Source organism: Aquabacter sp. DMC10 (assembly GCF_056314145.1).
Genome location: NZ_JBQUYX010000001.1, coordinates 374,716 through 385,432, shown reverse-complemented (window position 1 = coordinate 385,432; position 10,717 = coordinate 374,716). Strand labels below are relative to the sequence as shown.

The following is a 10,717-nucleotide window of genomic DNA, read 5'->3' as shown; positions in this document are numbered from 1 at the left end:
CCACCCATGTTGCTTTCCCGCCGGACAACTCTCGCAGCCCTCGGCTTCAGCCTCATGGCCGGCACGGCCCTGGCCGCCGACACCATCAAGATCGGCGTCAACGAGCCTCTCACGGGCGCCTTCGCGGCTTCCGGCACCTATGTGGTGAACGGCGCCAAGATCGCCGCCGACGAGATCAACGCCAAGGGCGGCGTGCTCGGCAAGAAGATCGAGCTCGTCATCGAGGACAATAAGAGCAACCCCACCGAGGCGGCGGCGGTGGCCGAAAAGCTCATCACCTCCGACAAGGTGCCGGTGATGATGGGCGCCTGGGGCTCTTCGCTGACGCTGGCCACCATGCCGAAGCTGGAAGAATATTCCGTGCCCATGCTGGTGGAGACCTCCTCGTCCGGCAAGATCACCACTTCCGGCAATCCCTTCATCTTCCGCATCTCGCCGCCCTCCGCCGTGGAGGCAGAGGCATTCGAGCCCATCGCCAAGAAGCTCGGGCTGAAGAAGGTGGATTTCCTCGTCATCAACAATGACTGGGGCCGGGGCGCCGCCGCCGACTTCTCCAAAATGCTGAAAGCCAACGGCGTGGAAGTGGGCCTGGTCGAGACCATGGACCAGTCCGCGCAGGACATGAGCGCCCAGCTCGCCAAGCTGAAGGCCTCCGATGCCGACACCATCATGGTGACGAGCGCCGTGGACCAGCTCACCCTGCTGTTCAAGCAGATGGCGGCGCTCGGCCTGAAGAAGCGCATCATCACCACCGGCGGCTCGCAGAATCCCGACCAGATCATCGCACAGGCGGGTGCGGCGGCTGATGGCACCATGCACCTGACCACCTTCCTGCCCTGGTTCCCGGAGAAGACCCCGAACCCGCAGGCCACCGCCTATTTCCTTTCCGAGTGGAAGAAGCGCGGCTTCGACTTTGCCGGCGCCACCGAGAGCTTCCGCGGTTATGACGGCATCCGCACGGTGGCGGCCGCCATCGCGGCGGGCGGCGGCACCGATCCGGCCTCCATCCAGAAGGGCTTCTGGAAGGTGGACTTCATGGGCCTCAACGGTCCCATCAAGTTCGACAAGAGCGGCCCGGCGGGCAAGGAGAGCGGCCAGTCCAAGCCCAATGTCTATCTCATCGAGATCTCCGGCGGAAAGGTGAACCAGGTTCAGCTCGGCGGCTGATCCTGCCTTCCCGCACCGGTCCCAGCCCATAGGCGGGGGCCATCGGACGGAAGAGGCCGGTGCAGTGCCCGGCCCCTTTTGTCCCTCCGTCCAACGCCAGATCGGACAGGCCAGATGGACCAATTGCTGCAACACATCTTCAACGCGCTGGTGCTGGGCGGCACCTATGCGCTCCTGGGCATCGGCCTGACCTTGATCTTCGGCATCATGAACGTGGTGAATTTCACCCATGGTGCGCTCTATACGTTCGGCGGCTATGCCATGTATCTGGCGGCGGTGGCGCTGGGGCTGAACTTCTTCGTGGCGCTGCCGGTGGCGCTGGTGGCCGGTCTCCTTTTGGGCGCGGCCATCGAGTTCACGCTACTGCGTCCGCTGCGCCGCTCCGACATTGACACCACCATGCTGGTGATGATCGGCGCCGGCATTATCATGCAATCGGGCACGCTCTGGGTGTTCGGCGGCGTCGCCAAGGCCGTGCCGACGCCCTTCCCGGCGCAGCCGCTCACCTTCGGGCCGGTGTCGCTGTCCTATGTGAATTTGTTCGTGCTGGCCGCCGCGGTGGCGCTGATCGCCATCACCTATTTCACCATCAACGGCACCAAACTCGGCCGCGCCATGCGCGCCACCTTCCAGGACCATGACACGGCCGCCCTGATGGGCGTGAATGTCTCCCTCATCTACACCGCCACCTTCGCCATCGGCTCGGCGCTGGCGGCGGCGGCGGGCGCCCTGCTGGGGCCGGTCTATGTGGTGACGCCGCAAATGGGCGAGCTGGCGGCGGTGAAAGCCTTCGCCATCGTCATCCTGGGCGGGCTCGGCTCCATTTCCGGGGCGACCATCGGCGGCTTCATCCTGGCGTTCGCCGAGGAACTGGGCGCCGGCTACATCTCGTCCGGCTATCGGGATGCCATGGGCTTCCTCATCATCATCGCGGTGCTGCTGGTCAAGCCCACCGGCCTGTTCGCCCGCGCGGAGCGGATCGGATGACACGCTTCATCGCCCCCCTCATCCTCGTCGTCCTCGCCCTGCTGCCGCTCGGGCTGAGCGACCCCTATCTGCTCAATGCCCTGATCGTCACGGGCATCCTGACCATCTGCGCCATGAGCCTCAATCTGCTGCTGGGATTCACCGGGCAATTGAGCCTCGGCCATGTGGCCTTTTTCGGCATCGGCGCCTATGTGAGCGCGCTGACCGCGCTCGGCTTCGATGTGAGCCTGCCCTTCGGCCTGCGCGTGACCCATGAGGCGGGGTCCCCGCTCTTGGGCTTCGTGCTGGCGGTGGTGCTCACCGGCCTGTGCGGCTATCTCATCGGCCGCCTGTCGTTCCGGGTGCGAGGCGCCTATTTTGTCATCGTCACCATCTCGTTCGCCGAGGTGGTGCGGCTCGTGGCTCTCAACTGGGTGGAGCTGACGCAAGGCCCGCTCGCTCTCACCGCCATTCCCAACATGGTGCTGCCTGTGCCCGGTCTTGGCGAGGTGGCGCTGCGTTCCAAGATGCAGAATTATTACCTGGTGCTGGGCGTGGCGGTGGCGAGCTATCTCATCATCGCGCGCCTGGTGGCCTCGCGCTTCGGGCGGGCCATGCGCGGGCTGAAGGAGAATGAATCCCTCGCCCTTTCCCTGGGCATCAACGCCACCCGCACGCTCACCGTCGCGGCCACCTTGTCCGCCGCCATGGCGGGCGCGGCGGGCAGCCTCTATGCCCACTACCTGCGCATCATCGACCCCGACGTGTTCCTGTTCTCCTACACGGTGACCATGGTCATCATGGTGGTGTCGGGCGGCAAGGGCACGCTGGCGGGCCCGCTGGTGGGCGGTCTCATCTTCGGCCTGCTGCCGGTGGCGCTGAGGCCGGTGATGGCGCCGGAAGCGCAATGGATCGTCTATGGCGCCATCCTCATCGCCATCCTGTTCCTGATGCCGCGGGGCATCGTGCCGGCCCTCGACGGGCTCGGTGCCCGCTTGTCCGCGCGGCGCAAGGCCAATGCCAAGGGCGGCGGCTCGCTCCCCGCCGAGATGGGAGCCAATCCATGAGCGCCATCCTGAATGTGGAGCATGTGGGCATGCGGTTCGGCGGCCTCACCGCCATCGCCGACCTGCATTTCGATGTGCAGGAGGGGGAAATCCTCAGCCTCATCGGCCCCAACGGCGCCGGCAAGACCACGGCCTTCAACATCATGACCGGCTTCCTGAAGCCGACGCAGGGCCGCGTCCTGTTCCGCGGCCGCGACCTCTCCCAGACGCCGCCCAACCAGATCGCGCGCCTCGGCCTTGCCCGCACCTTCCAGCGCACCAGCGTGTTCGCGGACGACAGCGTGCGCGACAATGTGCTGATCGGCCTGCATCGCTACCAGGAGGAGGCGGGCGCCTCTGGCCTCCTCAACCGCCTGCTGCCCACTCCCGGCGCGCGCCGGGCGGAACGGGCGGTGCGCGAGCGTGCGGATGCCATCATCGACCTCGTCGGCCTGACACCACGGGCGGGCGAAAAGGCCGGGTCCCTCTCCTATGGCGAGCAGCGCCTCGTGGGTTTCGCCCTCGCCTTGGCGGTGGAGCCCCGCATGCTGCTCCTGGACGAGCCTGTCTCCGGCATGAACGCCTCGGAGACCCAGGGCTTCGTGCGCCTCATCCGCAAGGTGCGGGAGGAGGGCGTCACCATCCTCCTGGTGGAGCACGACATGCCCATGGTGATGGAAGTCTCCGACCGCATCGTGTGCCTCAATTACGGCCGGCTGATCGCGGAAGGCCCGCCGGCGGCGATCCGCACCGATCCCAAGGTGATCGAGGCCTATCTGGGCAAGAGCGCCGCAAAGCTGGAGCACAAGGAGGCAGCCCATGCTTGAGATCACCGATCTCGTCTGCGGCTATGGCCAGGTGGCCGCGCTCAAGGGCATCTCCCTCAAGGTGGGCGAGGGGCAATTGGTGGCCCTGGTGGGCGCCAATGGCGCCGGCAAGTCCACCACCCTGCGCACCATTTCCGGCTTGGTGCCGGCGCGCGCCGGCTCCATTCGCCTGAAGGGCGACGACGTGACCCGCGCCGGCCCCCAGCGCATGCTGCGCCTGGGCGTCGCTCACTGCCCGGAAGGCCGACGGGTGTTTCCCCACATGAGCGTGGTGGAGAACCTGGCCATGGGCGCCTATCTGCGCAGCGATGCCGGGCTGAAATCCGATTACGAGCGCATCTACACCAGCTTTCCGCGCCTCGCCGAGCGCCGCCACCAGATGGCCGGCACGCTCTCGGGCGGCGAGCAGCAGATGCTGGCCATTGGCCGCGCCCTCATGTCCCGCCCAAGCCTCGTCCTGTTCGACGAGCCTTCGCTGGGGCTGGCGCCCAACATCGTCGAGCAGATGTTCGCCATCATCGGCGCCATCCGCGATGCCGGCACCACCGTGCTGCTGGTGGAGCAGAACGCCTTCGCCGCACTGGAACTCTGCGACTATGCCTATCTCCTGGAGGCGGGCCGCATCGTCATGTCGGGCAAGGGCGCCGACCTGATCGACGATCCCCATGTGCGGGCGGCCTATCTGGGGAACTGAGGCGCGGCCGCTTGGCCTCGTTTGCCGTGCGCCGGCCCCTCACGCGCGGGCCGCCATTGCTCCGCGCCGAGGCTAGAGCGCGATCCGACCAGATGGAACCGCGATGCGTTTCAACGTGCGGATCCGGCTCTAGCGGCTGAGATATTCCACCAGCAGGTCCCCCGTGGCCAGGATATGCGCCCGGAGCGCGTCGCAGGCGCGCTCGACGTCCCGCATCTCGCACAGGCGCAGGATGTCCCGGTGTTCGATCTGGGACTGCTCGGAATGGTGCGTCTCTTCCCAGGTAAACCTGAGATAGCGCTCGAAATTCAGCCGCAGGTGATGGATGAGGTCGAGCGTGCGCTCCTTGCGGGCGGGGGCATAGAGGCGGGCGTGGAACCGGGCATTGAGCTCGATCCGCGCATCGACGCTGTCAGCCGCGTCTAGATCGTCCAGCGTCCGGGCGCACTGCACGAAGTCCGCGCGCACCATGTTGGGGATGGCCCACCGCAAGGCCTGGCATTCCAGCAGGGCCCGGAGCTGCGTGACCTCCCAGGCCTCGTCCGCGCTGAGCTTTGCCACGCTGACGCCGCGCCGCGGCTCGGCCTTCAGGAACCCCTCCGCCGTCAATTGGCGGAAGGCTTCACGGACGATCATCTGGCTCACGCCATATTGGGTGGCGAGGGCATCCTGCCGAAGCCGTTCTCCGCCGCTGAGGCGGTTGTGCATGATCGCGTTGCGCAGTTCATCGCACACGATCGTCGCGGCGGTCCGGGCGAGGGCCGGCCCCGCGCGTTCGTTTTCCGCCTGATCTGGCTTGACCATCTCGTCCTTCATTTCAAGCGATAATCCGGCACGCTGTCGGAGCCGGAGAGCTGCCATTTGCGGGCATAGATAGCCTCTCCCCGGGCCGTGATAAACCCTTTCCGCCATGGAAAGTTGAAGGAACACGTCTGCGCGCTCCGGCAAGTGGGGTTGACGGGCGCGGTTGTCGGTCATATTTAGCGATTATCGCTAATTAAGACGGGCTGTCCTTCTCCATGATCCGCCTCGCCGACTTTGATGCCGTGACCTTCGATGTCTATGGCACGCTTATCGATTGGGAGCCCTCCATCGCCGCCTTCCTCGGCCGCTGGGCCGGGCAGTCCGGCGTCGTCGCCAGCGACGAGGAGCTCATCATGGCCTTCGATCGCGCCCGCGCGGACATTCAGAAAGAGCGGCCCGCGCACCTTTATCCCGAGGTTCTGCGCCTCTGCTTCGATCGCATCGCCGCTGAGCTGAAGCTGCCTGTGGATGCGGATCTGCGCGAGGCCTTCGCCGCAACGCCCCATCACTGGCCAGCCTATTCAGACGTCCCGGCGGGGCTGAAGGCGCTGCAGGCGCGCGCGAAGATCGGCGCCCTCTCCAATATCGATAATTCGTCCCTCGCCTCCTCCTGCGCCAAGATGAGCATCGCCTTCGACATCGTGGTCACCGCCGAGCGCGTGGGCGCCTACAAGCCGAGCCCGGAGCATTTCCAGACCGCGCTCGCCGATCTCTCGGCACAGGGCATCCCGCCCGCGCGCATCCTCCATGTGGGTCAGAGCCTGCGCGCAGATATCACGCCCGCCAATCGGCTCGGCCTCACCTGCGTCTGGATCAACCGGCCCAACCGCCTGCTCGGCCTTTCCGGCGAGGGAGCGGCCGAGGCGCGGCCGGACCTCACCGTCTCAAGCCTTGCGGAAATGCTCGAAGCCATCGGCTGACGTCCACACAAAAACCAGAGGGGACATCATGAAACACGCTTTTTCGGCCGCCATGGGCGCGGTCATCGCCACGCTCGTCCTCGCCCCCGTCGCGCAGGCTCAATCGAGCGATGCGGTGCTGGACCGGATCCGTGCCAAGGGTGCCATCTCCATCGGCTATCGCGATGCCTCCATTCCCTTCTCCTTCGTGGATGCGCAGGGCAAACCGCAAGGCTATTCCACCGACATCTGCCTGGAAGTGGCCAATACGGTGAAGACGGCGCTCAACCTGCCTGACCTTCAGGTGAAGATGGTGCCGGTCAATTTGCAGAACCGCATTCCGCTGGTGGCCAACGGCACCGTGGACATCTCCTGCGAGTCGGCGGTCAATACCATTGCCCGGCAAAGCCAGGTGGACTTTTCCTATCCCTTCTTCATCTCGCACACGCGCCTTCTGGTGAAGGACAAGTCGGGCATCGGCGAGTTGAAGGACCTTGCCGGCAAGGTCATTGCCCTGCCCATCAATTCCGTGCCCGAGCGCCTCATCCGCGGGATGATCGAGAAGGATAAGCTCAACATCCGCATCGTGCCGGTGAAGGACAATGCGGAAGGCTTCCTCGCCCTATCCACCGACCGCGTGGACGCCTTCGCAACCGATGACATCCTGCTCTTCGGCTTGCGCGGCAAGGCGCCCAATCCTTCCGACTACAAGGTGGTGGGAGCGCCCTTGTCTTATGATTACTATGGATTCCTGGTGCAGAAGAACAGCACCGTCTTCCTGTCCCTGGTGAATGCCACCCTCTCGCGCATGGCCCGCGACGGCCGGCTCCAGGCGCTCTACGCCAAGTGGTTCGCGCCCATGGGCGTGCCGCTCTCGCCGGATCTCGAGACCATCTTCCAGGTCATTGCCATCCCGGAATAGCGCGTTCCGCCAACGTCTTGCGCCCTCACAGAAGAATGCCGCGATGACCTATTCCTGGAACTGGGGCGTCCTCGTGCAGGACCCTTATCTGCAATGGCTCGTCTGGGGCCTTGCCCTCACGCTTGCCATCTCGCTGGGCGCGCTGGTCATTGCGCTGTCGGTGGGAACGGCCGTCGGCATCCTCCGCAGCTCGGACCACGCCGTCCTGAGCGCCGCAACGGGCGCCTATATCAGCCTCTTCCGGAACATCCCCCTGCTGCTGCAGATGTTCCTGTGGTTCTTCGTGGTCCCGGAACTGCTGCCGGAGGGCGCCGGCCGCTGGCTCAAGCGCGATCTTCCCTACCCGGAAATCGTCACCGCCATCATTGCCCTCGGCCTGTTCACCAGTTCGCGCATCGCCGTCCAGGTGAGCGCGGGCATCGATGCGGTGCCGCGGGGCCAGCGCATGGCGGCCAAGGCGGCGGGGTTGTCGCAACTGCAGGCCTATCGGCTGGTGCTGCTGCCGCAGGCGCTGCGCATCATCATTCCCCCTTTGACCTCGGAAATCCTGACCATCTTCAAGAATTCGTCGGTGGCCCTGGCCATCGGTGTCTATGAGCTGACCACCCAGACGCAGCAGATCCAAAGCATCACCTATCAGGGTTTCGAGGCCTTCACGGCGGCCACCGTCCTCTATGTGGCCATCGCCATGACGGTCACGGTCATCATGCGGGCCATCGAGCGGGGCGTCGCGCTGCCCGGCACCACGTCAGGGGGCCTTCATGTCCGCTTTTGATCTTGCGCCCATCATCAACTCCCTGCCTTTCTTGCTTCAAGGCCTGGGTCTCAGCATCCTGCTCACCGCCATCGCCATGGGGGGCGGCATCGCCCTCGGGCTTGTCATCGCCCTGGTGCGGCTGACCCGTGTGCCGGTGCTCGCGCCGCTGGCCGCGCTCTATGTGAACGGCTTCCGCGCCGTTCCGCTGATCCTGGTGATTTTCTGGTTCTACTTCCTGGTTCCACTTCTGGTGGGGCGCTCGGTGGGCGCGCTCTATTCGGTGCTCATCGCCTTCGTCATGTTCGAGGGGGCCTATTATTCGGAGATCATGCGGGCGGGCCTGCAAAGCGTGCGGGTGGGCCAATGGCAGGCGGCCAAGGCCTCGGGGTTCGGCTATCTCCAGACGGTGCGGCTGATCGCCTTGCCCCAGGCCCTGCGCAACATGGCGCCGCTCATGGTGACCCAGGGCGTGATCCTGTTCCAGGACACCGCGCTCGTCTACGTGGTCTCGCTCCACGATTTCATGACGTCCGTCAGTATTGTCGCGAACAATACGAACAGTCCCGTTGAGATGTACGTGTTCGCGGCGGTCGTCTACCTCGCCATCTGCCAGGCCGGCAATGCGCTCGCGGGGCGGCTGAAGCGCGCCTCCCGGGCCGCATGAGGCCGCCTTCCACACACCCTCCAGCCATGGATGTGCCGATGACTTCGCATGAAATGATCAAGGTGGAAGGGCTGGGCAAGAGCTTCGGCCCACTGGAGGTGCTGAAGGATTGCAGCCTCACCGTCCGCCGGGGCGAGGTGGTGGTTATCTGCGGCCCATCGGGGTCCGGCAAGAGCACCCTCGTCAAATGCATCAACGGCATCGAGGACTTCCAGCGCGGCCAGGTGCTGATCGAGGGCGAGGCGCTGCCCTCCCGGGGGCGCGCGGCGGCGCGCATGCGGGCGCGGGTGGGCATGGTGTTCCAGCATTTCGAGCTTTATCCGCACCTGACCGTGCTGGAGAATATCTGCCTCGCCCCCGTCCATGTGCTCAAGCGCCCGCGCGCGGAAGCGGAGGCCAAGGCGCGCGGCCTTCTCGCCCGTGTCGGCCTTGCGGACAAGGACGCCGCCTATCCCGCGCAATTGTCCGGCGGCCAGCAGCAGCGCATCGCCATCGTGCGCGCGCTGGCCATGGACCCGGTGGCCATGCTGTTTGACGAGCCCACCTCGGCGCTTGATCCGGAAATGATCGGCGAAGTGCTGGCGGTCATGCTGGAACTCGCCCGCGAGGGCATGACCATGATCGTGGTCACCCACGAAATGGGCTTCGCCAAGGCCGCCGCCGACCGGGTGGTGTTCATGGACAAGGGCGCCATCGTCGAGATCGACGAGACGCAGGCCTTCTTCGCGGCGCCCCGCTCGGAGCGCGCCCGCCTCTTCCTCTCCCGCATCCTGGCGCACTGACATGACACCCTTTTCCATCCCCACGCCCGAGGACATTCTCGACGCCCGCCGCGCCCTGGCCGGCGTCGCCGTGGAAACGCCGCTGCTGTGCTCCGACGCGCTGGACCGGCTGACCGGCGGCACCATTTTCCTGAAATGCGAGAACCTCCAGCGCACCGGCGCCTTCAAGTTCCGGGGCGCCTATAATTGCCTGTCGCGGCTGGACCGGGCGGCCTATCCCGGCGGCGTGGTGGCCTACTCCACCGGCAATCACGGGCAGGCGGTCGCCACGGTGGCGCGCATGCTGGGCCTGTCCGCCACCATCGTCATGCCGCAGGACGCCCCCGCGGTGAAGATCGCCAAGGCCCGCGCGGCCGGGGCGCAGATCGTGCTCTATGACCGCAACCGCCAGTCGCGCGAGGAGATCGCCGCCGAGATTGCCGCCCGCGCCCCGGTGGCCGTCATACCGCCGGGCGACCATCGCCACATCATTGCCGGCCAAGCCACCGTGACGGTGGAGAGCCTCGACCAGTTGGGCACGCAGGTGCCGGACGTGATCCTGGTGCCTTGCGGCGGCGGCGGTCTTTCCGCCGGCACGTGCCTCGCGGTGGAAGCTGCGGGCCACCGCGCCGAGGTGTGGGCGGTGGAGCCGGAGGGCTTCGATGATACGCGCCGCTCGCTGGCGAGCGGCGTGCGCGAGGTCAATGCCGCCCTGTCCGGCTCCCTCTGCGATGCCCTGCTGGCCCCGATACCAGCCGAATTGCCCTTCTCCATCACGCAAAGCCGCCTCGCCGGCGCGCTGACCGCCTCGGATGCGGATGTGCTGCGCGCGATCCGCTTCGCCTATGACGACGTGCGGCTGGTGACCGAGCCGGGAGGCATCATCGCGCTCGCAGCCTTGCTTGCCGATCCCGCCCGCCTACGGGGGAAGACCGCCCTCGTCATCGTCTCCGGCGGCAATGTGGATCCCGCCGTGTTCAAGGCCGCCCTTGACCTCGACCCCACCCCGCTGGGCTGGGCCGCTTAGAGCCGGATCCGAGCCAATTGAATCTCATTGCGATCCAATGGGCTCGGAGAATCCGCCTCTATTCAATGATTTAGAGGGCGATTTGCCGACCAGATGGAACCGCATCGCGGTTCGATCTGGTCGGATCGTGCCCTCGGCGCCAGATCGCTCCACCGCCCCTCATTCTTTCGCATCAAGGACACC

At 66.0% G+C, this 10,717-nt stretch carries 12 protein-coding genes; 11 read left to right on the top strand and 1 reads right to left on the bottom strand.

The window, feature by feature from the left end:
• Positions 1–6 precede the first annotated feature (6 nt).
• The 5 genes from ACT54L_RS01780 to ACT54L_RS01760 all read left to right on the top strand — a co-directional run bounded on the left by ACT54L_RS01780 (position 7) and on the right by ACT54L_RS01760 (position 4,700).
• Positions 7–1,167, top strand: coding sequence for an ABC transporter substrate-binding protein (locus ACT54L_RS01780; RefSeq protein ID WP_476083820.1), 1,161 nt, complete (start codon positions 7–9; stop codon positions 1,165–1,167).
• 114 nt (positions 1,168–1,281) lie between these two features.
• The gene (locus ACT54L_RS01775) at positions 1,282–2,154 is read left to right on the top strand and encodes a branched-chain amino acid ABC transporter permease (protein ID WP_476083819.1); all 873 of its coding nucleotides are present in this window, start codon (positions 1,282–1,284) and stop codon (positions 2,152–2,154) included.
• Positions 2,151–3,200, top strand: coding sequence for a branched-chain amino acid ABC transporter permease (locus ACT54L_RS01770; RefSeq protein WP_476083818.1), 1,050 nt, complete (start codon positions 2,151–2,153; stop codon positions 3,198–3,200). The genes ACT54L_RS01775 and ACT54L_RS01770 overlap by 4 nt, the downstream gene beginning before the upstream one ends.
• Positions 3,197–4,006, top strand: coding sequence for an ABC transporter ATP-binding protein (locus ACT54L_RS01765; RefSeq protein WP_476083817.1), 810 nt, complete (start codon positions 3,197–3,199; stop codon positions 4,004–4,006). The genes ACT54L_RS01770 and ACT54L_RS01765 overlap by 4 nt, the downstream gene beginning before the upstream one ends.
• Complete coding sequence (locus ACT54L_RS01760) at positions 3,999–4,700, top strand: ABC transporter ATP-binding protein (RefSeq protein WP_476083816.1); 702 nt, start codon at positions 3,999–4,001, stop codon at positions 4,698–4,700. The genes ACT54L_RS01765 and ACT54L_RS01760 overlap by 8 nt, the downstream gene beginning before the upstream one ends.
• A gap of 129 nt (positions 4,701–4,829) precedes the next feature.
• Here ACT54L_RS01760 and ACT54L_RS01755 read toward each other — a convergent pair whose 3' ends face one another.
• The gene (locus ACT54L_RS01755; protein ID WP_476083815.1) at positions 4,830–5,504 is read right to left on the bottom strand and encodes a GntR family transcriptional regulator; all 675 of its coding nucleotides are present in this window, start codon (positions 5,502–5,504) and stop codon (positions 4,830–4,832) included.
• Between the two features lie 215 nt (positions 5,505–5,719).
• On the opposite strand from ACT54L_RS01755, the gene ACT54L_RS01750 reads away from it, so the two are divergent.
• Genes ACT54L_RS01750 through ACT54L_RS01725 form a run of 6 tightly spaced genes read left to right on the top strand, consistent with a single transcriptional unit; the run spans position 5,720 to position 10,534 of the window.
• On the top strand, positions 5,720–6,424 hold the full coding sequence (locus ACT54L_RS01750; protein WP_476083814.1) for an HAD-IA family hydrolase: 705 nt from the start codon (positions 5,720–5,722) through the stop codon (positions 6,422–6,424).
• 28 nt (positions 6,425–6,452) lie between these two features.
• Positions 6,453–7,325 (top strand): amino acid ABC transporter substrate-binding protein, encoded by an 873-nt coding sequence (locus tag ACT54L_RS01745; RefSeq protein WP_476083813.1) that lies wholly within the window; start codon positions 6,453–6,455, stop codon positions 7,323–7,325.
• Between the two features lie 43 nt (positions 7,326–7,368).
• Positions 7,369–8,100: an amino acid ABC transporter permease gene (locus ACT54L_RS01740; RefSeq protein WP_476083812.1), complete on the top strand. Its 732-nt coding sequence runs from the start codon at positions 7,369–7,371 to the stop codon at positions 8,098–8,100.
• Positions 8,087–8,746 (top strand): amino acid ABC transporter permease, encoded by a 660-nt coding sequence (locus ACT54L_RS01735; RefSeq protein WP_476083811.1) that lies wholly within the window; start codon positions 8,087–8,089, stop codon positions 8,744–8,746. The genes ACT54L_RS01740 and ACT54L_RS01735 overlap by 14 nt, the downstream gene beginning before the upstream one ends.
• 38 nt (positions 8,747–8,784) lie before the next feature.
• A complete protein-coding gene (locus ACT54L_RS01730) occupies positions 8,785–9,528 on the top strand; it encodes an amino acid ABC transporter ATP-binding protein (RefSeq protein WP_476083810.1) in 744 nt (247 codons plus the stop codon).
• Between the two features lies 1 nt (position 9,529).
• Positions 9,530–10,534: a threonine ammonia-lyase gene (locus ACT54L_RS01725; RefSeq protein ID WP_476083809.1), complete on the top strand. Its 1,005-nt coding sequence runs from the start codon at positions 9,530–9,532 to the stop codon at positions 10,532–10,534.
• The last annotated feature ends 183 nt before the right edge of the window (positions 10,535–10,717 follow it).

Bases quoted from the DNA above. Each gene is read 5' to 3' on its own strand.
- ACT54L_RS01775 (WP_476083819.1), top strand. From the start codon at position 1,282: ATGGACCAATTGCTGCAACACATCTTCAACGCGCTGGTGCTGGGCGGC.
- ACT54L_RS01755 (WP_476083815.1), bottom strand. From the start codon at position 5,504: ATGGTCAAGCCAGATCAGGCGGAAAACGAACGCGCGGGGCCGGCCCTC.
- ACT54L_RS01725 (WP_476083809.1), top strand. From the start codon at position 9,530: ATGACACCCTTTTCCATCCCCACGCCCGAGGACATTCTCGACGCCCGC.
- ACT54L_RS01760 (WP_476083816.1), top strand. From the start codon at position 3,999: ATGCTTGAGATCACCGATCTCGTCTGCGGCTATGGCCAGGTGGCCGCG.
- ACT54L_RS01780 (WP_476083820.1), top strand. From the start codon at position 7: ATGTTGCTTTCCCGCCGGACAACTCTCGCAGCCCTCGGCTTCAGCCTC.
- ACT54L_RS01735 (WP_476083811.1), top strand. From the start codon at position 8,087: ATGTCCGCTTTTGATCTTGCGCCCATCATCAACTCCCTGCCTTTCTTG.
- ACT54L_RS01745 (WP_476083813.1), top strand. From the start codon at position 6,453: ATGAAACACGCTTTTTCGGCCGCCATGGGCGCGGTCATCGCCACGCTC.
- ACT54L_RS01770 (WP_476083818.1), top strand. From the start codon at position 2,151: ATGACACGCTTCATCGCCCCCCTCATCCTCGTCGTCCTCGCCCTGCTG.
- ACT54L_RS01765 (WP_476083817.1), top strand. From the start codon at position 3,197: ATGAGCGCCATCCTGAATGTGGAGCATGTGGGCATGCGGTTCGGCGGC.
- ACT54L_RS01750 (WP_476083814.1), top strand. From the start codon at position 5,720: ATGATCCGCCTCGCCGACTTTGATGCCGTGACCTTCGATGTCTATGGC.
- ACT54L_RS01740 (WP_476083812.1), top strand. From the start codon at position 7,369: ATGACCTATTCCTGGAACTGGGGCGTCCTCGTGCAGGACCCTTATCTG.
- ACT54L_RS01730 (WP_476083810.1), top strand. From the start codon at position 8,785: ATGACTTCGCATGAAATGATCAAGGTGGAAGGGCTGGGCAAGAGCTTC.